Genomic DNA, 23,727 nt, shown 5'->3' on the forward strand with positions numbered 1-23,727 from the left:
CATGGCAAAACTTCAAAATGATACCGGCTATGTCATCGCGCCGGACCCGGACGCCCCGCGCCTGACGAGGGCCGTCGAAGGTATTGACCAGACGGGCGCGCCGACCCGGATTTCGGTCGTCGAGGAACGGCCCTTGACGATATTCCTCAACCGCCAGGAGATCGTCACAGCTATGACGATCGGCGATTATCCCGAATACCTTGCGCTTGGGTTCCTGCGCAATCAGGGCATGTTGCTGGCCGATGACGTGATCTCTGGTGTCGATTTCGATGAGGAACTGGAAACCGTGGTGGTGCGGACGCAGCGGGAAACCTCGTACGAGGAGAAATTGAAGAAAAAGACGCGCACCTCGGGCTGTGCTGTCGGCACTGTGTTCGGGGACATGATGGAAGGGCTGGAAGACGTGCGCCTGCCTCAGGTCGAGCTGCGCACCTCGTGGCTGTATGCACTTGCGGCGCAGATCAACCGGACGCCGTCACTCTACCTCGAGGCGGGCGCGATCCATGGCACTGTGCTGTGTCAAAAGGATCGTCCCCTCGTCTACATGGAGGACGTGGGACGTCACAACGCGGTGGACAAGATCGCAGGCTGGATGCTGTCCGAAGGCGTGAAAGCGGGGGACAAGATCCTCTACACCACGGGGCGTCTGACGTCGGAGATGGTCATAAAAACCGCGATGATGGGTATTCCGGTACTTGCCTCGCGTTCGGGCTTTACCGCTTGGGGGGTGGAAATCGCCCGTCAGGTAGGGCTGACGCTGATCGGGCGGATGCGCGGTCAGCGCTTTGTCTGCCTGTCCGGCGCAGAGCGTCTGTTCCGCGACGTCGATCCGGCCAGCGTGCCGGAGGAAGACCGCAAACACCGCCGAAAAAGCGCGGCAGGGTAAGGACCGGATTATGGAAAAACCGTTGGGAGTCATCCTGGCCGGAGGTCAGGCGCGGCGCATGGGAGGCGGCGACAAAGGCGCGTTGGCGGTCGGTGGGGTTACCTTGCTTGACCGGGTGATCGACCGCCTGGGCCCGCAGGTCGACCGGCTTGTCCTGAATGCCAATGGCGATGCGGCGCGGTTTGCCGAATATGGATTGCCTGTCATTTCCGACACGCTGCCCGACTGGCCGGGGCCGCTCGCGGGCGTGTTGGCGGGTATGGAATACGCCGCCGGTGCAGGTTATCGCCACATCGTGACCGCCGCTGCAGATACGCCGTTTTTTCCGGGTGATCTGGTGGAGCGTCTTGCCCGGGCCACCGAACGCACAGGCGCGCCGATTGCACTTGCCGCCACACAGGAGGGGGGGCGGATGACACGGCATCCCACCTTCGGGCTCTGGCCCACCGCCTTGCGGGCCGATCTGCGTGTTGCGCTGGAAGACGGGTTGCGAAAGGTCGTCCTCTGGACAGACAAGCATGGTGCGGCCTCGGCGCCGTTCGATGACGAGGCGTTTTTCAACGTCAACACGCCCGACGATCTGGCCGAGGCGGAACGCCGGGCCTCTGTCGAATGAGGCTTTACGGCGTGACGGGCTGGAAGAATGCCGGAAAGACGGGACTGATGGAGCGTCTCGTGGCCGAGATCACCGAACGCGGATACGCGGTTTCGACCGTCAAGCATGCGCATCACGCCTTCGATATCGATCACGAAGGGCGCGACAGTTATCGCCACAGGGCAGCCGGTGCTCATGAGGTCCTGCTTGCCTCGCATCGGCGCGTGGCATTGATGACGGAGCTGCGCGGTGCGTCCGAACCGTCGTTGGAGGATTTGCTCAAGCGTCTGGCCCCGGTCGATCTTGTTCTGATCGAGGGGTACAAGACCGCGCCTCATCCCAAGATCGAAGCGTTTCGCGCCGAGGCGGGACATGAATTGATCGCGCCGCGAGATGTGACGATCCGGGCCGTGGCGAGCGACACGCCGATTGAGATCGACCGGCCGGTGTTCGCGCTGGACGATACGCGCGCCATTGCCGATTTCGTGCTGGCGGAGGTCGGGCTGTGAGCAGGTTCGACACGATCCTCGTCATCGACTGGTCGGCGGGAAAACGCGCCCCGGCAAAACCGCGCAAGGACGCGATCTGGATCGGAAGCGCGCGAGATGGTGCGGAGCAAGAGCCGGTTTACTGCCGGGATCGGCACGAAGCCGAGGCGTGGCTCTCGGACCGGTTTGCCGTTGAGAAAGCGGCAGGGCGCCGGGTCTTGGCGGCGTTCGATTTCCCATTCGGTTACCCGAGCGGCTTTGCACGGCGGATCACCGGGAGTGATGATCCGCTGACCTTGTGGGACTGGCTCGCAGCGCGGATCACCGATACGCCCGAGGGGCAGAACAACCGGTTCGACGTCGCCTCGGAGATGAACCGACAATTCTCTGGGCAGGGACCGTTCTGGGGCAAGCCGGTCGAGGACGCTTGGCCGGACATCCCCTATCGCAAGTCCACGATCCGTTTCGATACGATTCCAGAGCGGCGCGAAGTGGACCTTGCCGCCGGAACCTCGTCGAGTTGTTTCCAGCTGTTCTTCAACCCGACCGTTGGCAGCCAGAGCCTGACCGGGTTGCCGGTGCTGTCGCGCCTGCGGCGTGACATGGGTGCAGTTGTGTGGCCGTTCGAACCGTGGCGCGAGGCAGAGATCGTTCTGGCCGAAATCTGGCCGGGTCTGATTGAACCCGCGGTCAGGGCGGAACAGGTCGACGAAATACGCGACCGCGTGCAGGTGAGGTTGCTGGCGCGCGCTCTTGCTCGGCTCGACCCCGCAGACTTGGCGCTGATGCTGGACGATACGCCAGAGGCCGCGCGCGAGGAGGCATGGATACTTGGCACGGGCCATGCCGACCTGCTGAATGAAAAAGCACGCTCGACGATCACTCCACCGCCTTTGCGCAATGATTGTTTCGCCCTTCCCGCAGGCGTCGACTGGACACCCGTTGACGAAGCGCTGGATCTGCTTCGTGCACGGCTGTCTCCTGTCACTGGTTCGGAACTGGTGCCGCTCTCTGCCGCACTGGGGCGCGTTTTGGCTGAAAACGTTGTGGCACGACGGTCAAACCCGCCACAACCCAACACGGCGGTGGATGGATACGGTTTTTCCGGCGGGGCCAGCGAAGGGGCGAAGGTGATGCCGTTGACACTGGGCCGAGCCGCCGCGGGCATACCCTTTGACGGACAAGTCCCGGAGGGTCATGCGCTGCGCGTGCTCACCGGCGCGGCGCTTCCCGACGGTGTCGACACGGTGGTGCTCGAAGAGGACGTGCTTTGCGAAGGCGGGCAGATTGCCTTTCACGGGCCACTGAAGAAGGGGGCGAATACGCGCCGGGCGGGCGAAGATGTCGAGGCCGGCGAAACCGTGCTGACCGCAGGTCGCGTGGCCAGTCCTGCCGACCTTGCGTTGATCTCGGCCGTTGGTGTGGCCGAGGTGACTGTGCGCAGGCCCTTGCGGGTTGCCGTTCTGTCCACAGGCGATGAGTTGGTTGAGCCCGGAGAGCCAGCAGGACCGGGCCAGATATTCGATGCGAACCGGATCATGTTGATCTCGATGCTATCGCGGCTCGGGTTCATGCCGATTGATCTGGGCCGGGTACCCGATGACCGTGCGGCCTTGCGTGATCGGCTGAACACGGCGGCTGAGCAGGCGGATGCAATCCTGACCAGCGGCGGCGCCTCGGCCGGGGATGAGGATCATGTCTCGGCCCTGCTGCGAGAGGCTGGCGCGATGCAGGAATGGCGGATTGCGGTCAAGCCCGGCCGCCCACTGGCGCTGGGTCTGTGGGCGGACAAGCCGGTCTTTGGCCTGCCGGGCAACCCTGTTGCAGCAATGGTCTGCACCCTTGTATTCGCTCGGCCTGCCTTGGGTCTGCTGGCCGGGATGGGGTGGCAAGAGCCACAGGGGTTTGACCTGCCGGCGGCGTTCGAAAAGCGCAAGAAGCCGGGCCGCCGCGAATACCTGCGGGCCCGGGTACGCAACGGCCGGGCAGAGGTGTTCGCCTCGGAAGGGTCGGGCCGGATCAGCGGGTTGAGCTGGGCAGAAGGGCTGGTCGAACTGGAGGACGGCGCGCGGCATGTGCGCCCCGGCGATCTGGTCCGGTTCATCCCCTACGCCGCATTCGGCCTTTAGGCTCAGTCGCGATCGGTTACCACGCCCACGATCGGCCCCAGAGGGAACCCACCATCGGCGCGGTCAATCTGCGGTGCCCAGATGCGCGAGACGTTGCCATCGAAATAGAGGGCATTGGGTGTTTCAAGAACATCGCGGAAAAAGCTGCCGAACTCGTGGAATGTGACAGCGTTCTGCGAGATGGCAAACACTACACGCTGGCCGTTGGAACCGGTGCCGACCCCGTTACGGACATAGCGCGAGGTCGAATCGGGCAGGAACCTGGGGTGCAGCTGGCCGTCGATTACCAGCATCGGCCCCGACTGCGTCGCAAACCGGCAGGCGGGTGATGCAGCTTCGAAGGCAAGCGTTTCGTATACATCGGCGCGGTTCTCGCGGATGCAGAAGACGCCGTTGGGAAGAAGCCCGAAATTGCCGGGGCCGGGATTGGTGATCAGGCGCATCTCTTCACGCCCGTTCTCGACATAGTGACCCACTGGCGCACGGTCGTCATGATACATCCCTGCATTCATGGCGAATGCCAGCGCCTTGCCCTCGCCCGCCAGCGCGTCATCGACCGTCGGAAACTGGCCGAGGATGTTCCCCTCCATGTCCCGCAAAAACAGCCGAAGGTCGGAGGCGCCGGCATCCGTCTCACACACGGTATAGAGATTGCCGGCATGGCTCATCTGTTGGCACTGCACCGTGGATTCGGCGGCATGCGAGCCACCCGCAGCGAACAACGCCCCGGCCAACACGGACAGGGCGCGCATCACTCTTCGAGATCGCGGCGCACCGCGTCCTGTTCGAACATGCGGCGCGTGTCGTCGAGCCGATCAAAGGTCTCGTCGAGCCGGAATCGCAGGTCAGGTGCGAATTTCAGCCCGGTCTTCTTGCCGATGATCCGGCGCAGTTCGCCCTTGTTCCGGGCAAGCAGGTCGATAACGTCCTCTTGCCCCTTCCCGCCGAGCGGCAGCACGAAGGCCGTCGCGATCTTGAGGTCGGGCGAGGTGCGCACCTCTCCCACGGTGATCGACATACGATTGAGCTCGGGGTCGTGGATATCGCCTCGGGCGAGCACCTCGGAGAGGGTGCGGCGGATCACTTCGCCCACGCGCAGCTGGCGCTGGGAGGGGCCCGGTCCGTCATGAAATTTGTTCTTTGCCATGTCACCCGATCTATGCGCTATGAGATGCTTTGCCAAGCGGGCACGGAGAGGGTAGGAGCCTTTGAGCCTAACGCAAAACCACGGAGTTCGCCATGTCCCATCTGCCAGGTATCGCCGTAACCGGGGTCTCGGGCCGCATGGGCCAGATGCTGGTGCGCATCATCGGTGAAAGCTACAAATGCCGGTTGGTCGGCGCCGTGGAACGGTCGGGGCACGATTGGGTGGGCGCCGACCTGGGCTCGGCGATGGGGGCGGCATCGCTGGGTGTCACTGTGACCGACGACCCGCTGGAGGCATTTTCCCAGGCGCAGGCGGTCATCGATTTCACCGCGCCCGAGGCGACGCTGGAGTTTGCCGGTATGGCCGCGCAGGCGCGGGCGGTGCATGTGATCGGCACGACGGGCATGACAGACGAGCAGATCGCGCGGCTGGAACCCGCAGCCCGGCACGCGGTAATCATACGGGCCGGCAACATGAGCCTGGGCGTCAACCTGCTGGTGCAATTGACCAAGAAGGTCGCGGCAGCACTGGATGAGGATTTCGATGTCGAAGTGATCGAGGCGCATCACCATCACAAGGTCGATGCCCCTTCGGGCACGGCACTGATGCTGGGCGAGGCCGCTGCGGAGGGCCGTGGCGTGGCGCTGGCCGACGTCTCGGACCGTGGGCGCGACGGCATCACCGGTGCCCGCAAGCGCGGCGATATCGGCTTCTCGGCCATTCGCGGCGGGGACATCGTGGGCGAGCATGACGTGTTGTTCGCCGGTCCAGGTGAGCGGATCGTCTTGCGCCATCTGGCGACGGACCGTGCGATCTTTGCGCGCGGGGCTCTGAAGGCCGCGCTTTGGGGGCAGGGCAAGGCGCCGGGCCAATACGATATGATGGACGTTCTGGGGCTCTGACTGGGTCGCAGTTTCGTCCGGTCCAGCCGGTTGGACAGGTCCGGATTGATCCGCGATCAGGTTTGTCCCGTATCACTCTCATATTCCGACCCCGAAAGGAGAGGATGATGAGACTTTTAGCGATGACACTGTTCGCCGGAATCGCGGCAGCCCCCGCGATGGCCGAGTACAAGACGATTGGCGACGTGAACACGTTTCGATCGGTCGTAGAGGGACGCACGCTGACCCGTCCGCTGATCAAGCTGCAGGTGCTGCCGGGCGGCAAGATCACGGGAACGGGTGGTGGCGCCGAAGTCAGCGGTAGCTGGGATTGGAAAGGCCAGTATTTCTGCAGGGACCTGAATTGGCGCGGGCGGGACTTGGGCTATAACTGCCAGACGGTCAGCATCAATGGCGGCAAGATCCGCTTTACCGCCGATCAGGGGCAGGGCGAGTCCGCGGATTTCCGACTGCGCTGACCGGTTTCAGAAATCTATGGCGATCCCCTTTTTCTCCCAGTCGCCATAGCGAACAGGCTCGGGCCCGTCTCGACCGCCAAGCTCTTTGGGCAGTGGTTTTGCCTCTGACTCGGCCTTTTTGCGCCGCTCTTCCGCCTCGGCCAGCGCGCGCTGCGCCGCTGGGGGGATATCGCTGTTGCGGTCCTTCATCCTCGGGTTCCTTTCCGTTCTTGCGCCTGATATATCGCGGCTTCTGCCCGTTTCAAAGGCACCACCGGCCGGGATAGCGACATGACCGATTCGGCACTCGCCGCACGCAAGGCGGCGGTCCACCTTCTTGACCAAGTGCTGGGCGAAGGACGCCTTATGGCAGAATGCCTCTCGACTGGGGCGCTGGACCACCTTGGACCGCAGGATCGTGCCAGAGCGCAGAGGCTTGCGGCGGAGACCTTACGGGGGCTTGAGCGGGCCGACAGGATCCTCGCACGTCATTTGCAGAAAGCGCCGCCATTGACCGTTCGCAACGCCCTGCGGCTGGGCACGATCGAGCTGTCACAGGGAGAGGCCGCGCACGGGGTTGTCAACGCGATGGTCGAGATCGTCGGGCGCCATCGCAAGCACGGCCGTCTCAAGGGGCTGGTGAACGCGGTTCTGCGCAAGGTGGATGCGGACCTGCCCGAGGCGTGGGAAAAGCTGAGGGTGCCGCGTCTGCCGAAATGGCTGCGAGTGCCTTTGGTCGCTGCCTGGGGCAGTGAAGCTGTTGCCGGGATGGAGCGCGCGCATTTCGCCGGGGCGCCGCTGGACCTGACGGTCAAGCCGGGCGGGATGACCCCTGACGGGCAATGGCTGCCAACCGGAACCCTGCGCCTCCATGAGCCCGGTCAGGTTTCCGTCTTACCGGGATACGAGGCCGGGGATTGGTGGGTGCAGGATGTCGCTGCCGCGGTTGCGGCGCGGGTTTTGGACGCGCGGCCCGGCGAGTCGGTTCTGGACCTGTGTGCAGCGCCGGGCGGCAAAACCCTGCAAATGGCTGCCTCCGGCGCCAAGGTGACTGCCTTGGACATTTCCGAGGCGCGCTTGACGCGGCTGCGAGAAAATCTTTCGCGAACCCAGCTCGAGGCAGAAGTCGTGGCTGCCGACGCGCTGACGCATGAGGGGCGGTACGACGCTGTTTTGCTGGATGCGCCCTGTTCGGCGACCGGTACGATCCGTCGGCACCCAGATCTTCCTCATGCCAAGGACGGGTCGGAATTCGGTGCGCTCATCGAGCTTCAGGCACAAATGCTGGCGCATGCTTGGGGGCTGGTGAAGCCGGGCGGGCGGCTGGTCTATTGCACCTGCTCTCTCTTGCCTGATGAGGGTGAGGTTCAGGTCGAAGAAGCATTGAGCCTGTTTGCTGACATGACGGTCGACAAGGCAGCACTCGCCTTACCGGGGATTGAATCGGGTTGGATCACCGAAGAAGGCGGCCTGCGCCTTCGGCCCGACTATTGGCCCGAGATACGCGGGATGGACGGGTTCTACATCGCTTGCCTGCGCAAGGCCGGTTGAGGCCAGTTACACGGTGACTTGGCCGCATTGTGGCGCTAATGTCGGACAAAACGCCGACAGAGCGTACAAAAGAGGCAGTGAGCCATGTCTAGTCCGAACTCGATGGTCAATCGGTGGACCCGGTTCCAGAACCGGATCCATGCCCGGCTGAGTCGCCGGCACAAATCCGCGACCGCCTTTGTCACGGCTCCGGAGCCTCGTACCGTTGGCTCCTTTGCTCGCGGACGGCAGTTGGTAGCTGGCAATCTTTTGTTTGCCGGGTATCTGGTCGAGTCGAAGGAGACCGGCCTGTGGGATGTGAAATCGCCCAGTTCCGCCTTTGATGACGAGCGTCACGGTTTTGTCTGGCTCGACGATCTGGCCGCTGTTGGCGACGGGCCGGCACGCAAGCAAGCGCAGCAATGGGTTGTTGGCTGGATTGCGGCACATGAGCGAGGTGCAGGAGCCGGGTGGACACCGGAACTGACCGGTCGCCGTGTCATCCGCTGGATCAACCATGCGCTTTTCTTGTTGCGCGGAGTTGATCCCGAGCAGAGCGATGCGTTCTTTCGTTCGTTGGCACAGCAGACCTGGTTCCTGTCGAAGCGCTGGCATGCTGCCGCTCCTGGACTGCCTCGATTCGAGGCTTTGACCGGCCTGATCTATGCCGGGCTTGCACTCGAAGGCCTGGAAGAGATGGCCGAGCCCGCTGTCAAGGCGCTGACCCGCGAATGTGCAAGCCAGATTGATGAACAGGGCGGGCTGCCAACGCGCAATCCCGAAGAATTGCTCGAGGTCTTCACCCTGTTGATCTGGGCCGAGGCCGCCCTGCACGAGGCTGGCCGCGGTGCCCCGCAGGCACATCACGCTGCCGTTCGCCGGATCGCACCCACGCTGCGAGCGTTGCGGCATGCTGACGGGGGGCTGGCGCGGTTTCATGGTGGTGGTCGCGGTCTCGAAGGGCGTCTGGATCATGCGCTGGCTGCAAGTGGCGTAAAGCCGTCGATCTCTGACGGGTTGGCAATGGGGTATGTCAGACTGTCCGGAGCCAGGACGAGCGTGATCGTCGATGCAAGCCCGCCGCCGCGCGGCGCCGCGTCCTATAATGCGCATGCGTCGACACTTGCATTCGAGCTTACGTCGGGGCGGCGGCCCCTCATCGTGAATTGCGGGTCGGGCGGGTCGTTTGGCACTGAATGGCGGCGCGCCGGGCGTGCAACCCCGTCACACTCGACACTGTGCCTCGACGGGTATTCCAGCGGAAGACTGTCCGAGCCGGAAAAGGGCAACGGGCGGGAGGCGCTCGTGGATGGGCCGACTCACGTTCCGCTGGAACGCGAGGAGACCGGAGCCGTCCACAGGTTTCAGGGCGGTCATGATGGCTATGCCAAGGTGTTCGGCCTGACCCATGCGCGGACACTGGACCTTGCGCATGACGGCCGAACTCTATCGGGCGAAGACATGCTGCTGGCGATGGATGACGCGGCCAAGCGGCGCTTTGACCGGGCAATGGACGCGACGATGCTGTCGGGCCTTGGGTACGATGTCCGGTTTCATCTGCATCCCGAGGTTGATGCGGCGATCGACCTTGGCGGCTCGGCGGTTTCTATGGCCCTGAAAAGCGGCGAAATCTGGGTGTTCCGTCACGATGGCACAGCCAAGCTGGCCCTGGAGCCGAGTGTTTATCTTGAAAAGGGGCGGTTGAAGCCGCGGGCAGCGCAGCAAATCATCCTGTCTGGCCGGGCCATGGACTATGCCACGCGCATTCGCTGGAGCTTGAGCAAGGCGCAGGATACCGCCATCGCCATCCGCGACCTTCACCGGGATGACCTGTCTTTCGAAGAGACCTGACGGATCGCGCGACAAAACTGGCTGTTCAATCCGCCGCGCCTTTGGTTTATGCCGCATCGCAGAGGCGGATATCCTGACCTGAGGACCAAATATGACTGAGCTACTTCCCGTGCGGCGTGCGCTGCTTTCCGTTTCCGACAAGACCGGGCTGGTCGATCTGGGCCGTGCCCTGGCCGACCGGGGGGTTGAGCTGCTGTCCACTGGTGGCACGGCAAAGACCTTGCGCGAGGCTGGCCTTGAGGTGCGTGACGTCAGCGAGGTGACCGGTTTCCCCGAAATGATGGATGGACGCGTAAAGACCCTGCATCCGATGGTTCATGGCGGGCTACTGGCGCTGCGCGACAACGACGCGCATGTCGCGGCCATGAACGAGCACGGGATCGGCCCGATCGACCTGCTGGTCGTCAACCTCTACCCGTTCGAGGAAACAGTGGCCAAGGGTGCCGAGTATGCGACCTGTATCGAGAACATAGATATCGGCGGTCCTGCGATGATCCGTGCCGCGGCCAAGAACCACGCCTTCGTCAACGTTGTGGTCGATGTAGAGGATTACAGCGCGCTGCTCGACGAGATGGAGGAAAACTATGGCAAAACGTCCTACGGCTTCCGTCAATGGCTGTCGCAGATCGCCTATGCCCGGACGGCTGCCTACGACGCGGCTGTGTCCAACTGGATGGCCGACGCGCTGAAGATCGAGGCACCACGCCGCCGTGCGGTCGCCGGTACGCTGGCCCAGACCTTGCGTTATGGCGAGAACCCGCACCAGATGGCGGCCTTCTACCGCGATGGGTCCGCACGCGCGGGCGTTGCAACGGCGCGGCAGGTTCAGGGCAAGGAGTTGAGTTACAACAACATCAACGACACCGATGCCGCGTTCGAGCTCGTTTCGGAATTCGCGCCCGAAGATGGTCCTGCTGTCGCCATCATCAAGCACGCCAATCCTTGCGGCGTGGCGCGCGGCGAAACCCTCTCCGAGGCGTATCGCAAAGCTTTCGATTGCGACCGTACCTCGGCATTTGGCGGGATCGTCGCCCTGAACATGCCGCTGGATGTCGAAACGGCCAGGGAGATCACCGAGATATTCACCGAAGTCGTGATTGCACCAGGTGCGTCGGACGAAGCCATCGCCGTGTTCGAAGCCAAGAAGAACCTGCGCCTGTTGCTGACCGACGGGCTGCCCGATCCGCGCGATCCGGGGTTCGTCACGCGGCAGGTGTCTGGCGGGATGCTGGTACAGGACAAGGATGTCGGCCATCGCGCGATGGATGACTTGAAAGTCGTGACACAGAAGGCGCCCACCGACGAACAGATGCGCGACCTTCTTTTCGCTTGGAAAGTCGCCAAGCATGTGAAATCGAACGCTATTGTCTACGTCCGGCAAGGCCAGACCGTGGGGATTGGTGCCGGCCAGATGAGCCGGGTGGACAGCGCCACGATCGCAGGCGTGAAAGCGCAGAGGATGGCAGAAGTTCTTGGTCTGCTGGAAAGCCCGGCGCAGGGTTCCGCCGTGGCTTCTGACGCGTTCTTCCCCTTCCCCGACGGGTTGCTCGAGGCCGCCGCGAACGGGGCGAGCTGCGTGATCCAGCCCGGCGGATCCATGCGCGATGAAGAGGTAATCAAAGCCGCCGACGAGGCAGGCCTTGCAATGGTGTTCACTGGTATGCGGCATTTCCGGCACTGATGTCCAAGCGGCTACTCCTCTGGGCTGCTGCAGCGGCTTTCGCGCTCGATCAGGTGAGCAAATATGTCGTGATCTACGGCATGGACCTGATCGACCGTGGGCAGATTGATCTTCTGCCGCCTTTGCTCGTGTTTCGGTACGGAGAAAACAGGGGCATCAATTTCGGACTGTTCCAGGGGGAAACCGATCTGACCCGGTGGTTTCTGATCGGCTTGTCCTTGATCATCTGCACGATCGCGATTGTCTGGCTGCGACGTATCCGTGCGACGCCGGCAATGCTGATCTGTGGCGGGTTCCTTGTAGGCGGTGCGCTGGGCAATGTGCTGGATCGGCTTGTTTACGGGTATGTGCTGGATTTTCTCAACATGTCCTGTTGCGGAATTCGCAATCCCTATGTGTTCAACGTCGCGGATATCTTCATCTTTGCGGGTGCCATCGGCCTTGTTCTGCTGGACGGAAAAAAGGGCGGGTGACGCCCTTTCGGAAATACGCTAGAGATGGCGCAAACCTTTAGGAGTTGAGGATGCGAGGGGCGTTTGGTGCATTTCTGGTTGTGACGGCCGGGCTGGTCGTTTCCGCCTGTTCCAACGAGGGGCTGCGCCAGATCAGACCTCAGGGCGAGGGTCCGGACGAGTTCGGCGTGATGCCGGTGGAGCCTCTGACCGCACCCGAAGACTACGCTTTTCTTCCCGCACCAACGCCAGGCGGGTCTAATCTGACGGATCCCAACCCGCAGGGTGACGCGGTGGATGCATTGGGTGGGCAGCGCACGGCACTGGTCGCTACTCAGGGTATCCCAAGTTCGGACGCCGCGCTGGTAAGTGCGGCAAGCCGAAATGGCGTGATTCCAGGCACACGCGAACAACTGGCGGTCGAAGATGCCGAATTTCGCAAACGTCAATCGCGCCTGACCCGCTTCCGGCTGTTCCCGGTCGACCGTTACGAACAGGCGTATCGTCGGCAGTCGATCGATCCGTACAATCAGGGTGAGCAATTCCGCCGGAGCGGGTTCAACACCTCGTCCAACCCGCCGCTTAATGAATAATCGTTAATCTTCCTCGCTTCGCCTTGAATGCGACCGGCTGCGTCGTAGGTTGAACGTCAAGCGACACGGAGGATGGATTTATGATGCGAGCCCTGGCCTTCCTGGCTTCATTGGGTCTTGGCGCACCTGCGGCGGCGCTCGACTGGCATGAGGCGGTAACCACCTTCACGCTCGATAACGGCATGGACGTTGTCGTGGTCGAGGATCACCGCGCCCCTGTCGTGCAGCACATGGTCTGGTACCGCGCCGGATCGGCGGATGAACCCGTGGGTTCGTCCGGCGTTGCGCATTTCCTCGAACATCTGCTGTTCAAGGCCACCGACACGATGGAGGCGGGCGAATTGTCTGCAACGGTTGCGGCGAATGGCGGGACGGACAACGCCTTCACCTCCTATGACTACACGGCATATTTCCAGCGCGTTGCTTCTGATCGCTTGGAACTCATGATGACGATGGAGGCGGACCGCATGCGCAACATCCGCCTGACCGAAGAAAACATCGCCACTGAACGCGACGTGATCCTCGAAGAACGGAACATGAGGACCGACAACAACCCGCGCGCCCTGTTCCGCGAGCAGATGGACGCGACGCAGTTCCTCAACCATCGCTACGGCACACCGATCATCGGTTGGCGGCACGAGATGGAAACGCTGGACATGGAGGACGCATTGTCCTTTTACCAGACGTACTATTCCCCCAACAACGCGATCCTCGTTGTGACGGGAGATGTCGAGCCGGAGGAAGTGCGGGCGCTTGCAGAACGGCATTACGGTGTGATTCCCGCAAATCCGGACCTGCCCGAACGGTTCCGCACACAGGAGCCACCCCAGACCGCCGCGCGCCGCCTGATCTATGCCGACGCGCGTGTCGCGCAACCTTATGTGCAGCGTTCTTACCTCGCACCCGAGCGAGACAGCGGTGATCAGGAGAAGGCCGCCGCATTGTACCTGCTGGCCGAGTTGTTGGGTGGCAGCACCACGTCCTATCTGACCGAGAAACTTCAGTTCGAAAAACAGAAAGCGGTCTATACTGGCGCGTTCTACCGGGGCATTTCGCTTGATGACACAACGTTCGACGTCATCGTCGTGCCCTCGGAAGGTGTTTCGCTGGAAGATGCGGAGGCGGCAATGGACGAAGCCCTTGCCCGCTTCGTGAGCGAGGGCGTGGACATGGAAGATCTCGACCGTATCAAGATGCAGCTGCGCGCGGTCGAGATCTATCGACGCGATAACGTGGATGGGATCGGCAATCTTTACGGTCGCGCCCTGACCAGCGGTTTGACTGTCGAAGATATCAAGGCATGGCCCGGTATCGTGCAGGCCGTAACCGCCGATGACATCATAGCTGCCGCGCAAGAGGTGCTTCAGATAGAGCGTTCGGTTACCGGATGGCTGACCCGGAAAGAAGTGGAGGCGACCCAATGAAAGCCATGTTGACCGTCATGATCGCCTGGTTTCTTGCGGTGCCCGCCTGGGCCGGGCTGGTGGATATCCAGGAAGTCACCTCTCCCAAGGGCATAAAGGCTTGGTTGGTGAACGAACCGTCGATCCCTTTTGTGGCGCTTGAATTGCGGTTTCAGGGTGGAACGTCTTTGGACGCGCCCGGCAAACGGGGCGCCATATATCTGATGACCGGTTTGCTCGAGGAAGGCGCCGGGGAGCTGGATGCGCAGGCCTATGCACGAGAGCTTGAAGGTCTGGCAGCGTCGATCAGTTATGACGCGAGCGACGATCAGATCGGTATCTCGGCCAGGTTCCTGACCGAGAACCGCGATGCCGTGGTCGACCTTTTGAAGATGACCATTCACGAACCGCGCTTCGATCAGGATGCCATCGACCGCGTCCGCGGACAGGTGATTTCGGGGCTGAGGTCGGACGAAACCGATCCAAACAGCATTGCCGGCAAGACCTTGTCACAAATGGTTTACGGCGATCACCCATATGCGACCGAAGGCAAGGGAACGATACCTAGCGTCTCGGCGCTGACCCGCGACGACATAATCGATGCAAAGGAACGCGTATTTGCCCGCGACCGGCTGTATGTCAGCGCGGTGGGCGACATCACCGCCGATGAGTTGGGGGTGATGCTGGACGAACTGCTTGCAGACCTTCCCGAAAACAGCGTTCCGCTGCCGGGCAAGTCCGATCTTACGATACCCGGTGGTACAACAGTGGTGGATTTCGATACACCGCAATCGGTCGCGCTGTTCGTACAGGAAGGGATCGACCGGGACGATCCGGACTTCTTTCCAGCATATCTGCTGAACCACATCATCGGCGGCGGCTCATTCGAAAGCCGTTTGATGACGGAGGTGCGGGAAAAACGGGGTCTGACCTACGGGATCTATTCCTATCTGCTGCCCAAAGACCATGCGTCGCTGTACATGGGGTCCGTTGCGTCGTCGAATGACCGCATTGCCGAAACGATCGATGTCGTCCGAGAAGAATGGCGCAAGGCGGCTGAAAATGGCGTCACGGCAGAAGAACTGGATGCCGCGAAGACTTATCTCACCGGCGCTTATCCGCTGCGTTTCAATGGTAATAGCCAGATCGCCGGGATCATGGTCGGTATGCAGATGGAAGGTCTGCCCATCGACTATATCGCCACCCGCAATGATCAGATCGAGGCCGTTACGCTGGACGAGGTCAACCGCGTCGCGTCGGAATTGCTGGACCCTGTCGGACTGCATTTCGTGGTCGTAGGCCAACCTGAGGGCCTTGAAAGCAGGCCGCTGACCGAATGACCTGATACGGGCGGGCGGAGGCGTTCAGCCGTCCGCCTGTTTCGCCTGTCTCAGCATGTCGCCGATCATTTTGCCTGCAAGGCCCGAGCCGCGTTGATACAGTGCGCCATCCACGGACAGAACGGTGCCGCTGATATACTCGGCCATGTCGGAGGCAAGGAACAGGCAGGCATTCGCCACGTCGCGTGGCCGGCCCCAGCGGCCCAGGGGAATATCGCGGCCAAGCACCTCGCGGGCCTTTTCAGTCGGTGCCAGACGGTCAGCGCCTTCTGTTCCTTCGATGAAGCCGGGGACGACTGAATTCACGCGGATACCTTCTTGGCCCCATTCGAGCGCCAGTGTCCGGGTAATCTGGTCCACGCCCGCCTTGGCCGCGCACACATGCGCCTGCCCTTCATATGGCAGCCAGGATTGCGGAGCCGAGATGTTGATGATCGAACTGCCGGGTCGTTTTAGATGGGGATAAGCTGCCTTCATTACATGGATCGTGCCCATCAGATCGATCTCGATAACGGAGCGGAACGCGTTGACCGACATTTCTGACGCAAGAGCAGGGAAATTTCCGGCCGCACCCGAAACCAGCACGTCAAACTCGCCCAGACGCTCGTGAAAGGCCTTCATCGCGTCGGCCACCGCATCGGCATCTCGCACATCGAAGGCCAAGCCTATTCCCTCTTGCGCGCCGAGAGCAGAAAGCGATGCGACGGTGTCGTCGACCTTCTCCTGGCTGCGGCTTGCCACGGCCATGCGTGCCCCGGCGGCAGCGAAAGCTTCGGCAATACCACGGTTAATCCCACTGGTGCCGCCGATCACGATGACGGTCATTCCTGCAAAGGTGTCGGTGAAGTCCATCTCTACTCCTATCCGTCGGGCTATTCGCCGTAGGGCACCCAGACATTCTTGATTTCCGTCGCCTCTTGCAGGAAGCGTTGCGTGTGATCTGCTGACCAATCCATGGCTGCCGCGTAGTTCACCCAAGTGCGCTTGAGGTTTCCTGCCGAAGCAATCTCGATTTCCTCCGATAGATCGGTTGAGGAGAAACACCACATTGCGTCGAGGCCAAGATGGTTGGCCATGGGGGCGGCAAGTTCGCCGTGGCTGCCGGTGAGGATATTCACCACGCCTGCCGGAACGTCGGAGGTTTCGAGAACCTGAACGAGGTCGGTCGCGGCGAGCGGATAGGGTTCGGATGCGACCAGAACAATGCGATTTCCCATGGCCATCGCAGGGGCCAAGACCGAGATCAGGCCAAGAAGCGGCGCCTCATCCGCGCAGATCGCACCGATCACGCCAATTGGTTCTTTCATCGCCAGTGCGACGCCACGGATCGGCACGCCATGCACCTGACCGTCATACTTGTCTGCCCAGGCGGCGGCGGTGAACAGGCGCTGGATGGATGCTTCGACCTCCCACTTGCCATTTTTCAACCCGCTCATGGCATCGATGCGCGCAGCGAACTCGGATGCTCGTGCTGACAGGTTCTCTGCCATGTAATACAGGATCTGTGCCCGCAGGTGTCCGCTGGTGGCGCTCCAGCCTTTCGCACCTTGCGCCGCTTCGACGGCATTGCGTACGTCCTTGCGGTTGGCGATGCTCGCATGACCCAGCAACCCGGCCTTGCCCCAAACAGGACGCGAATAGCCGCCATCGGGCCGGGCTTGTTTTCCGCCAATGTACAGTTTGGCGGTCCGGTCGATCGGGTCGACGGGCACCCCATCGCCTATGACCGGCTCTAGCCTCTCCAGCCTTTTCGATTGCGTCTTGGGCTTTGTGTAGGCCGACAAGCCTTCCCATCCGCCCTCGCGGCCAAAGCCGCTTTCGCGCATGCCGCCAAAGCCAGCCGCGGCGTCGAACATGTTGGTCCCGTTGACCCAGACCACGCCCGCGACAAGTTTCGGAGCGATGTCGAGCGCAAGGTTCACATTCTCGGTCCACAGAGTTGCGGCCAGGCCGTAGCGGGTATTGTTCGCCAGTTCGACCGCCTCTGCCGGTGTACGGAAGGTTGTCGAGACGAGAACGGGGCCAAAGATCTCCTCCTGCATCAAGGGATCCGATGCTGCGAGGCCGGTGATCAACGTGGGGGGGTAAAAGCAGCCGGTCTCGGGCAGGTCGCAAGCGGCGTGATATGTCTGGCCTGCCGTGTTGCCACCGACCAGCGTCCGAATGGTTTCAAGCTGCACGGGGTCGACCACTGCGCCCACGTCGATGCATTTGTCCAGCGGATTGCCAATGCGTAACTTGTCCATCCGGGCGCGCAGCTTGTCGTGGAAGCGATCCGCAACCCCCTCTTGCACCAACAGGCGTGACCCCGCGCAGCAGACTTGCCCCTGATTGAACCAGATTGCATCGACCAGACCTTCGATGGCCGAGTCCATGTCGGCATCGTCAAAGACGATGTACGGGGACTTGCCCCCAAGCTCCAGCGTCAGTGCCTTGCCCGACCCCGCAGTGGCCTGCCGAATACGGCGCCCCACTTCGGTTGACCCGGTAAAGGCGATCTTGTCGACCTTGGCGCTTACGATCATCTCGCCAACCGCACCGTCGCCCGTCACGATATTGACGACACCCTTGGGTAGGCCTGCCTGTCGGCAGATGTCGGCAAACAGCAGGGCCGTGAGCGACGTGTATTCCGCAGGCTTCAGAACAACGGTGTTTCCCATTGCCAGCGCGGGGGCAATCTTCCATGCCAGCATCAGCAGGGGGAAGTTCCACGGAATGACCTGACCGCACACGCCGATGGCCTGAGCGTCGGGCAATTCGCTCTCCATCAACTGTGCCATGCCGGCGTGATAATAGAAGTGCCGTTGGGCCAGCGGGATGTCGATATCACGCGCCTCGCGGATAGGCTTGCCGTTGTCCAGCGTTTCGAGCACGGCGAAAAGCCGGGCGTGCTTCTGCAAGAGCCGGGCAAGCGCATACAGGTGGCGTGCGCGACCCGGTCCGCCCATCTTCTCCCAGCCGGGTTGCGCTTTGCGCGCGGCCGCCACCGCTGCATCCACATCGGCCTGGGTCGCCTGGCTGAGTGTTGCCAACACTTCGCCCGTGGCGGGGTTGCGGCTTTCGAACCCGTCGCCCGGCTCGGTGAACACGCCGTCTATGAAATGGCCGAACCGGTCGCCTTGGTCGACCAGCCAAGCCAGCGCTTCGGCAGCACTTTCGGGGGCAGGTCCGTAATCCATGGTTTCGAAGATTTCCTTGATGCTCATCGTACTTACCCCAACCCGTGACGGTAGCCGGCGGAGTAAGCGCCGGTCACGTGATGTTCCAACTGCCGTTCGATATCGCCCAGCAGACTCGATGCGCCAAAGCGGAACAGATCAGGTTGCAACCAGCGGTCCCCCAACTCGTCCTTGATCAGCGACAGGTAGACGAGTGCATCCTTTGCCTTGGAGATCCCACCGGCCGGTTTGTATCCGACGCGATACCCCGTGCGGGCTTGATAGTCCCGGATCGCGCGTATCATCACGAGGGAGACGGGCAGGGTGGCGTTCACGCCTTCTTTGCCGGTCGACGTCTTGATGAAGTCCGCACCGGCCATCATGCAAACCAGCGAGGCACGCGCGACGTTGCGCAACGTTCCCAGCTCGCCAGTGGCGAGGATCGCCTTGACATGTGCGTCACCACAGGCTTCGCGGAAGGTCCGCATTTCGTCATACAGCGCCTGCCAGTCGCCCGTCAGCACATGCCGGCGTGAGATCACGATGTCGATCTCCTCGGCACCGGCCTTCACGCTTTCGGAAATCTCGGCAACACGCAGGTGGAACGGTGACAGTCCGGCAGGAAACCCGGTGCTCACGGCCGCGACGGGGATGCCGCTGCCCTGCAGGGCGTTTACGGCGGTCTCTACCATGTCGTGATAGACGCAGACCGCCCCTACGGTGATCGTATCCATCCCCAAGGCGTCGAGCAGGGCAGGGGCAACCGGTTGTCTGGCCTTGGCGCAGAGGCGCCGCACCCGTCCCGGAGTGTCATCACCTGCAAGCGTCGTGAGGTCGATCATCGTGATCGCCTTGAGAAGCCACGCAGCCTGATAGTCCTTTTTGACCGATCGACGCCCTGGCAAGGTGCCGGCCCGACGTTCGATGGCCGAGGTGTTTGCCTGAACCGCACGCACCCAATCCATGTCGAGCGCCATACCTTCGTTGCGCGGTTCGTCATGCAGTGTTTCGCGTGTCGTGCTGTTCGGGTTTTGCGTTTCCATGTTCATGCGACGTCCCGACATAAGTTTCGTTCAAACTCGCATGGTGCCCCGTGCGAGGCAAGCGGCCTGGGTCGAGACACATCTCATTATTTACCATCTGGACAAAAAAGAATCTGCGATTGCGTGCTTCCACTGTTCTTGACTTGTTGAGAATGGTTCTCATATTCATTTGAAATCATCATCCATAGAGGATCCTGATATGCTTCGCCGTCATTTCCTTGTTGCTACGACACTGTCCCTGGCTTTGCCGTCGGTGGCTTGGGCTGAAAAACCGCTGACCGTTGTTGCGACAACCGGCATGGTCGCAGACGCGGTGCGACAGGTTGGGGGCGACGTGGTCGAGGTGAAGGCCCTGATGGGGCCGGGTATCGACCCGCACTCGTATCGCCAGACACGCAGTGACATTGTCGCGTTGACCGGCGCCGATCTTGTTCTTTGGCACGGTCTTTACCTTGAAGCGCAGATGGAAGAATTCTTTGCCAAGCTCGGGCGCAGCCGCACGGTCGTCGCCGTGGCGGAGGCTTTGGACAAGGAGCAGTTGCGCGGACATGACGACTACGAAGGCAAGTACGATCCGCACGTATGGATGGTTCCGACCCTGTGGTCGGGTGTGGTACGAGAGGTTCAGCGCGCCTTGACCGAGGCCAGACCTGAGGCGGCCGACTTCTTTGCCACCAACGCGGATGCGCATATTACCGAGCTTGAGCGCCTGCAGACATATGCCGAAAACACCCTTTCCAAGGTGCCGGAGGGCAGCCGGGTTCTGGTTACCGCGCACGACGCCTTTGGATATTTCGGATCGGAATACGGGTTCGACGTGATGGGCATCCAGGGTATCTCGACCCAGTCGGAGGCTGGGTTGAACCGCATTCGTGAACTGGTCGACATCTTGGTCGAGCGCGAAATCGGCGCGGTTTTCGTCGAAAGCTCGGTGTCGGATCGGTCGATGCGCGCCCTGATCGAAGGTGCCGCCGCCCGCGGGCACGAGGTTCGCATCGGTGGGGAGCTTTTCTCCGACGCGATGGGCGCCACGGGCACTTATGAGGGAACGTATATCGGCATGATCGATCACAACATCACGGTGATCGCCTCGGCGCTTGGTGCCGAGGTGCCCGAGCGCGGTCTGAACAACAAGCTGTCGGCGGGGATCTGATATGCTGAACCTGGTCGGTAACGGGGAACGGGATCTCTCAGCCAGTCCTTTGGCGATCCGGGGGTTGACCGTTTCCTACGGCCAGAAACCGGCAGTGTTTTCAGTGGACATGACGGTCGAGCCCGGGGCAATGACGGCAATCATCGGGCCCAATGGTGCGGGTAAGTCGACCCTTCTCAAGGCCGCTCTGGGCATCGTCAAACCCTTGTCGGGTCGCGTCACTGTCTATGGCAAACCCCTAGAGGGTCAACGCGCACGCATCGCTTACGTCCCTCAGCGGGCCAGTGTCGACTGGGATTTCCCGACCAGGGTGCTGGATGTCGTCCTGATGGGTCTGTACCGCGAACTGGGACTGCTCGGGCGGGTCAGGGGGCGGCACATCGGACGCGCGAAAGACTGCCTGTCGCGTGTCGGGATGGAAGAGTTCGCAGACCGGCAGATTGGTCAGCTTTCGGGCGGACAGCAGCAGCGTGTTTTCCTTGCGCGGGCGCTGGCACAAGAGGCTGATCTCTACCTGCTCGACGAACCGTTCGCCGGCGTGGATGCCGCAACGGAAAAAGCGATCATCTCGGTTCTGAAATCGCTACGCGAAGCCGGTCGCACCGTGGTCGTCGTGCACCACGATCTCGCAACCGTGGCCGACTATTTCGATCGTGTTTTCCTGATCAATACCCGCAAGGTTGCCGAGGGTCCGGTGGCCGAGGCCTTTACCGCCGAAACACTTCAGGCAGCTTATGGCGGACGGTTGGCCACAGCGCAGATCGACCAGATCGCACAGGTCGTCGGATAAGCCATGCTTTTGGAGGCGCTGACCCTTCAGCTTGGATACAACGCGACGCTCGTCGCGATCGGCGCGGCGCTCTTGGGTGTATCGAGCGGCGTAACGGGCACATTCCTTTTCCTGCGCAAGCGCGCCTTGGTCAGCGATGCCATCAGTCACGCGACCCTTCCGGGCGTGGCTCTTGCCTTCATGGTTGTGGTGGCGCTTGGTGGTGACGGTCGCAACCTTCCCGCGCTGCTTGTCGGTTCAGCCTTGTCCGCCTGGGTCGGTCTATTGTGCCTGACATGGTTGACACGGCGGACCCGATTGGCCGAGGACGCGGCGATTGGGGCGGTACTGTCGGTTTTCTTTGGCTTGGGCATCGTCTTGCTGACCATGATTCAAACCATGGACACGGGCAAGCAGGCTGGGTTGGAAGGCTTTCTGCTGGGGTCGACTGCGGGGATGTTGCGCAGCGATGCTGTGATCATCGCCGTGGGAGGAGCCCTGACCCTCATGCTGATCGTCCTGCTGCGTCGTCCGATGACCTTGGTTGCCTTTGACCCCGAATACGCACAGGCGCGCGGGGTCGATGTTACGCGGATCGACCTTGCCATGATGGGCCTCGTCATGGCGGTCACCGTGATCGGGCTCAAGATCGTCGGGCTGATCCTTATTGTTGCGTTGTTGATCATTCCGGCCGTAACTGCCCGTTTCTGGACTGAAAGGGCCGAAAGCGTGGCGGTTCTGGCCGGCCTTTTCGGCGGATTGGCAGGGTATCTTGGCGCCGTTCTATCCGCCACCGCGCCGAATTTGCCGACAGGTCCGATTATCGTGCTGGTGAGTTTCGCACTGTTCGTCGTCTCGCTGGTCCTCGCTCCTGGACGCGGGGTTTTGGCCGCGCTGCTTGGATATCTCAGGTTTCAACGCCGCGTTCACATCCGCCAAGGACTTCTCGCACTCGCCCAGGAACAACCGATTTACGAGGCTCTGACCTTGCGCCTTTTGCGGCGTGCGGGTCTTGCGCGCGCCGATGGTGTGGCCACCAAGGCGGGACGTGCGCGCGCAGCCAAGGCTTTGCGAGATGAGAAGCGATGGGAGGTCTTGCGTGCAGATCACGCGCATGAAGCCGCTGCCGCGCAGTACGACGGACTACGCGACATCGAAACGGTTCTGACGCGGGATCAGATCGCCGAAATCGACCGGCGGATCGGGCCGCCTCGAGAGGTCGTATCATGAACGGGTCGGCATTCGTTTCCCTGTCGCTTACACCGCTCCTGATCGGGATTTTTGCGGCGATTGCATGCGCTTTGCCGGGAAACTTCCTTGTGCTGCGACGTCAGGCTCTGATCGGGGATGCAATCAGCCATGTCGTCTTGCCGGGGATCGTGGTGGCCTTCCTCGTGACCGGTGTCATTGCTGCTTGGCCAATGATGCTGGGTGCCGCAGGCGCAGCGCTGGTGGCGGTAGCGTTGATCGAAGCGGTACGTCGTTTGGGCCGGATCGAGCCCGGGGCGGCAATGGGTGTGATATTCACCGCGATGTTTGCCGGCGGCGTTTTGCTGCTGGAGCAGACCGATACGTCCTCGGTGCATCTTGATGTCGAGCATGCACTTTTCGGCAATCTTGAAAGCCTGATTTGGCTGGATGCGACCGGTTGGGCATCGTTGCTTGATCCCGAAGCCCTGGCTTATCTGCCGCCTGAGTTGATGCGCATGGCCGCGATCCTTGTTGTGGTTTCGTTGTTCACGTGGCTTCTTTGGCGGCCTCTCAAACTGTCGACCTTTGACGAGGGGTTTGCCCGAACGATGGGAATCCGGACCGGGCTACTGGGGCTTGCTTTGGTGGTCATGGCTGCATTGGCTGCTGTCGCCGCTTTCGACGCCGTCGGGTCGATCATCGTGATTGCCATGTTCATTTGCCCGCCCGCTGCTGCACGGCTCATGACCAACCGGCTTGAGCGTCAGATCGCGTGGAGCGTCTTTTTCGCCACGCTGTCCGCGGTTCTGGGATACATATTTGCGGGATATGGCCCTCTCTGGCTCGGCCTCGACGACGCAGTGAGTGCTGCTGGAATGATCGCGACCGTATCCGGTCTGATCCTTGCGGTTGCGGCCTTGGCCGGTCCTTGCCGTACACGTAGCGGCGCCCCGGCCGAGGGATAGACCACTCTGGCAGA

At 61.9% G+C, this 23,727-nt stretch carries 23 protein-coding genes; 17 read left to right on the forward strand and 6 right to left on the reverse strand.

Annotated elements, in window-relative coordinates; all coding sequences use genetic code 11:
* The first annotated feature begins 1 nt into the window (after position 1).
* Genes ACFORG_RS13045 through ACFORG_RS13060 form a run of 4 tightly spaced genes read left to right on the forward strand, consistent with a single transcriptional unit; the run spans position 2 to position 4,098 of the window.
* On the forward strand, positions 2–886 hold the full coding sequence (locus tag ACFORG_RS13045; RefSeq protein WP_386735970.1) for a formate dehydrogenase accessory sulfurtransferase FdhD: 885 nt from the start codon (positions 2–4) through the stop codon (positions 884–886).
* Between the two features lie 10 nt (positions 887–896).
* Positions 897–1,502, forward strand: coding sequence for a molybdenum cofactor guanylyltransferase MobA (gene mobA, locus ACFORG_RS13050; RefSeq protein ID WP_386735971.1), 606 nt, complete (start codon positions 897–899; stop codon positions 1,500–1,502).
* A complete protein-coding gene (gene mobB, locus ACFORG_RS13055; RefSeq protein ID WP_386735972.1) occupies positions 1,499–1,990 on the forward strand; it encodes a molybdopterin-guanine dinucleotide biosynthesis protein B in 492 nt (163 codons plus the stop codon). Before mobA ends, mobB begins: the two co-directional genes overlap by 4 nt.
* Positions 1,987–4,098, forward strand: coding sequence for a molybdopterin-binding protein (locus ACFORG_RS13060; RefSeq protein ID WP_386735973.1), 2,112 nt, complete (start codon positions 1,987–1,989; stop codon positions 4,096–4,098). Before mobB ends, ACFORG_RS13060 begins: the two co-directional genes overlap by 4 nt.
* A 2-nt stretch (positions 4,099–4,100) precedes the next feature.
* Here the strand turns inward: ACFORG_RS13060 and ACFORG_RS13065 are convergent, their stop codons facing one another.
* The gene (locus tag ACFORG_RS13065; RefSeq protein WP_386735974.1) at positions 4,101–4,850 is read right to left on the reverse strand and encodes a phosphodiester glycosidase family protein; all 750 of its coding nucleotides are present in this window, start codon (positions 4,848–4,850) and stop codon (positions 4,101–4,103) included.
* A complete protein-coding gene (rbfA, locus tag ACFORG_RS13070; RefSeq protein WP_386735975.1) occupies positions 4,850–5,245 on the reverse strand; it encodes a 30S ribosome-binding factor RbfA in 396 nt (131 codons plus the stop codon). The genes ACFORG_RS13065 and rbfA overlap by 1 nt, the downstream gene beginning before the upstream one ends.
* A 92-nt stretch (positions 5,246–5,337) precedes the next feature.
* On the opposite strand from rbfA, the gene dapB reads away from it, so the two are divergent.
* Together dapB and ACFORG_RS13080 are read left to right on the forward strand one after the other, a co-directional pair.
* A complete protein-coding gene (gene dapB, locus ACFORG_RS13075; RefSeq protein ID WP_386735976.1) occupies positions 5,338–6,147 on the forward strand; it encodes a 4-hydroxy-tetrahydrodipicolinate reductase in 810 nt (269 codons plus the stop codon).
* 107 nt (positions 6,148–6,254) lie between these two features.
* Entirely contained in the window at positions 6,255–6,605 is a 351-nt protein-coding gene (locus tag ACFORG_RS13080; protein WP_386735977.1) for a dihydrodipicolinate reductase, read from the forward strand.
* Positions 6,606–6,611: 6 nt separating this feature from the next.
* Here ACFORG_RS13080 and ACFORG_RS13085 read toward each other — a convergent pair whose 3' ends face one another.
* The gene (locus ACFORG_RS13085) at positions 6,612–6,794 is read right to left on the reverse strand and encodes a DUF1674 domain-containing protein (RefSeq protein ID WP_386735978.1); all 183 of its coding nucleotides are present in this window, start codon (positions 6,792–6,794) and stop codon (positions 6,612–6,614) included.
* Positions 6,795–6,875: 81 nt separating this feature from the next.
* Between ACFORG_RS13085 and ACFORG_RS13090 the strand changes: the two genes are divergently transcribed.
* The 7 genes from ACFORG_RS13090 to ACFORG_RS13120 all read left to right on the forward strand — a co-directional run bounded on the left by ACFORG_RS13090 (position 6,876) and on the right by ACFORG_RS13120 (position 15,434).
* Positions 6,876–8,135, forward strand: a complete 1,260-nt coding sequence (locus tag ACFORG_RS13090) for an RsmB/NOP family class I SAM-dependent RNA methyltransferase (RefSeq protein ID WP_386735979.1) — start codon at positions 6,876–6,878, stop codon at positions 8,133–8,135.
* Positions 8,136–8,219: 84 nt separating this feature from the next.
* Entirely contained in the window at positions 8,220–9,965 is a 1,746-nt protein-coding gene (locus ACFORG_RS13095) for a heparinase II/III family protein (RefSeq protein WP_386735980.1), read from the forward strand.
* 91 nt (positions 9,966–10,056) lie between these two features.
* Complete coding sequence (purH, locus tag ACFORG_RS13100; protein WP_386735981.1) at positions 10,057–11,646, forward strand: bifunctional phosphoribosylaminoimidazolecarboxamide formyltransferase/IMP cyclohydrolase; 1,590 nt, start codon at positions 10,057–10,059, stop codon at positions 11,644–11,646.
* Positions 11,646–12,119, forward strand: coding sequence for a signal peptidase II (gene lspA, locus ACFORG_RS13105; RefSeq protein ID WP_386735982.1), 474 nt, complete (start codon positions 11,646–11,648; stop codon positions 12,117–12,119). The genes purH and lspA overlap by 1 nt, the downstream gene beginning before the upstream one ends.
* A 50-nt stretch (positions 12,120–12,169) precedes the next feature.
* Positions 12,170–12,691 carry a DUF3035 domain-containing protein gene (locus ACFORG_RS13110; RefSeq protein ID WP_386735983.1) on the forward strand — a complete coding sequence of 174 codons (522 nt, stop codon included), beginning with the start codon at positions 12,170–12,172 and terminating at the stop codon, positions 12,689–12,691.
* Positions 12,692–12,771: 80 nt separating this feature from the next.
* Positions 12,772–14,115, forward strand: coding sequence for a M16 family metallopeptidase (locus tag ACFORG_RS13115; RefSeq protein ID WP_386735984.1), 1,344 nt, complete (start codon positions 12,772–12,774; stop codon positions 14,113–14,115).
* Positions 14,116–14,120: 5 nt separating this feature from the next.
* Positions 14,121–15,434: a M16 family metallopeptidase gene (locus ACFORG_RS13120; protein WP_386736046.1), complete on the forward strand. Its 1,314-nt coding sequence runs from the start codon at positions 14,121–14,123 to the stop codon at positions 15,432–15,434.
* A gap of 24 nt (positions 15,435–15,458) precedes the next feature.
* Here ACFORG_RS13120 and ACFORG_RS13125 read toward each other — a convergent pair whose 3' ends face one another.
* From ACFORG_RS13125 to deoC, 3 genes are read right to left on the reverse strand one after another with little or no spacing between them, the layout of a single operon-like run.
* Positions 15,459–16,286, reverse strand: a complete 828-nt coding sequence (locus ACFORG_RS13125; protein ID WP_386735985.1) for an SDR family oxidoreductase — start codon at positions 16,284–16,286, stop codon at positions 15,459–15,461.
* 20 nt (positions 16,287–16,306) lie between these two features.
* Entirely contained in the window at positions 16,307–18,640 is a 2,334-nt protein-coding gene (locus ACFORG_RS13130) for an aldehyde dehydrogenase family protein (protein ID WP_386735986.1), read from the reverse strand.
* Positions 18,641–18,645: 5 nt separating this feature from the next.
* Entirely contained in the window at positions 18,646–19,635 is a 990-nt protein-coding gene (gene deoC, locus ACFORG_RS13135; RefSeq protein WP_386736047.1) for a deoxyribose-phosphate aldolase, read from the reverse strand.
* A 199-nt stretch (positions 19,636–19,834) separates the two neighbouring features.
* Here deoC and ACFORG_RS13140 point away from each other — a divergent pair, with 199 nt between their 5' ends.
* The 4 genes from ACFORG_RS13140 to ACFORG_RS13155 are packed head-to-tail and all read left to right on the forward strand — an operon-like array spanning position 19,835 to position 23,713.
* Positions 19,835–20,788, forward strand: coding sequence for a metal ABC transporter solute-binding protein, Zn/Mn family (locus ACFORG_RS13140; protein ID WP_386735987.1), 954 nt, complete (start codon positions 19,835–19,837; stop codon positions 20,786–20,788).
* A 1-nt stretch (position 20,789) separates the two neighbouring features.
* The gene (locus ACFORG_RS13145) at positions 20,790–21,578 is read left to right on the forward strand and encodes a metal ABC transporter ATP-binding protein (RefSeq protein WP_386735988.1); all 789 of its coding nucleotides are present in this window, start codon (positions 20,790–20,792) and stop codon (positions 21,576–21,578) included.
* Positions 21,579–21,581: 3 nt separating this feature from the next.
* Positions 21,582–22,787, forward strand: coding sequence for a metal ABC transporter permease (locus ACFORG_RS13150; RefSeq protein WP_386735989.1), 1,206 nt, complete (start codon positions 21,582–21,584; stop codon positions 22,785–22,787).
* The gene (locus ACFORG_RS13155) at positions 22,784–23,713 is read left to right on the forward strand and encodes a metal ABC transporter permease (RefSeq protein ID WP_386735990.1); all 930 of its coding nucleotides are present in this window, start codon (positions 22,784–22,786) and stop codon (positions 23,711–23,713) included. Before ACFORG_RS13150 ends, ACFORG_RS13155 begins: the two co-directional genes overlap by 4 nt.
* The last annotated feature ends 14 nt before the right edge of the window (positions 23,714–23,727 follow it).

Origin of the sequence: Lutimaribacter marinistellae (assembly GCF_042648365.1) — a bacterium.
In the GTDB taxonomy this organism is placed as follows: Bacteria; Pseudomonadota; Alphaproteobacteria; order Rhodobacterales; family Rhodobacteraceae; genus Lutimaribacter_A; species Lutimaribacter_A marinistellae.

Bases quoted from the DNA above. Each gene is read 5' to 3' on its own strand.
- ACFORG_RS13125 (WP_386735985.1), bottom strand. From the start codon at position 16,286: ATGGACTTCACCGACACCTTTGCAGGAATGACCGTCATCGTGATCGGC.
- ACFORG_RS13155 (WP_386735990.1), top strand. From the start codon at position 22,784: ATGAACGGGTCGGCATTCGTTTCCCTGTCGCTTACACCGCTCCTGATC.
- ACFORG_RS13085 (WP_386735978.1), bottom strand. From the start codon at position 6,794: ATGAAGGACCGCAACAGCGATATCCCCCCAGCGGCGCAGCGCGCGCTG.
- deoC (WP_386736047.1), bottom strand. From the start codon at position 19,635: ATGGAAACGCAAAACCCGAACAGCACGACACGCGAAACACTGCATGAC.
- ACFORG_RS13120 (WP_386736046.1), top strand. From the start codon at position 14,121: ATGTTGACCGTCATGATCGCCTGGTTTCTTGCGGTGCCCGCCTGGGCC.
- purH (WP_386735981.1), top strand. From the start codon at position 10,057: ATGACTGAGCTACTTCCCGTGCGGCGTGCGCTGCTTTCCGTTTCCGAC.
- ACFORG_RS13045 (WP_386735970.1), top strand. From the start codon at position 2: ATGGCAAAACTTCAAAATGATACCGGCTATGTCATCGCGCCGGACCCG.
- ACFORG_RS13095 (WP_386735980.1), top strand. From the start codon at position 8,220: ATGTCTAGTCCGAACTCGATGGTCAATCGGTGGACCCGGTTCCAGAAC.
- ACFORG_RS13110 (WP_386735983.1), top strand. From the start codon at position 12,170: ATGCGAGGGGCGTTTGGTGCATTTCTGGTTGTGACGGCCGGGCTGGTC.
- ACFORG_RS13145 (WP_386735988.1), top strand. From the start codon at position 20,790: ATGCTGAACCTGGTCGGTAACGGGGAACGGGATCTCTCAGCCAGTCCT.
- ACFORG_RS13150 (WP_386735989.1), top strand. From the start codon at position 21,582: ATGCTTTTGGAGGCGCTGACCCTTCAGCTTGGATACAACGCGACGCTC.
- mobA (WP_386735971.1), top strand. From the start codon at position 897: ATGGAAAAACCGTTGGGAGTCATCCTGGCCGGAGGTCAGGCGCGGCGC.
- ACFORG_RS13115 (WP_386735984.1), top strand. From the start codon at position 12,772: ATGATGCGAGCCCTGGCCTTCCTGGCTTCATTGGGTCTTGGCGCACCT.
- ACFORG_RS13140 (WP_386735987.1), top strand. From the start codon at position 19,835: ATGCTTCGCCGTCATTTCCTTGTTGCTACGACACTGTCCCTGGCTTTG.
- ACFORG_RS13130 (WP_386735986.1), bottom strand. From the start codon at position 18,640: ATGAGCATCAAGGAAATCTTCGAAACCATGGATTACGGACCTGCCCCC.
- ACFORG_RS13065 (WP_386735974.1), bottom strand. From the start codon at position 4,850: ATGCGCGCCCTGTCCGTGTTGGCCGGGGCGTTGTTCGCTGCGGGTGGC.
- mobB (WP_386735972.1), top strand. From the start codon at position 1,499: ATGAGGCTTTACGGCGTGACGGGCTGGAAGAATGCCGGAAAGACGGGA.
- ACFORG_RS13090 (WP_386735979.1), top strand. From the start codon at position 6,876: ATGACCGATTCGGCACTCGCCGCACGCAAGGCGGCGGTCCACCTTCTT.
- rbfA (WP_386735975.1), bottom strand. From the start codon at position 5,245: ATGGCAAAGAACAAATTTCATGACGGACCGGGCCCCTCCCAGCGCCAG.
- ACFORG_RS13080 (WP_386735977.1), top strand. From the start codon at position 6,255: ATGAGACTTTTAGCGATGACACTGTTCGCCGGAATCGCGGCAGCCCCC.
- dapB (WP_386735976.1), top strand. From the start codon at position 5,338: ATGTCCCATCTGCCAGGTATCGCCGTAACCGGGGTCTCGGGCCGCATG.
- lspA (WP_386735982.1), top strand. From the start codon at position 11,646: ATGTCCAAGCGGCTACTCCTCTGGGCTGCTGCAGCGGCTTTCGCGCTC.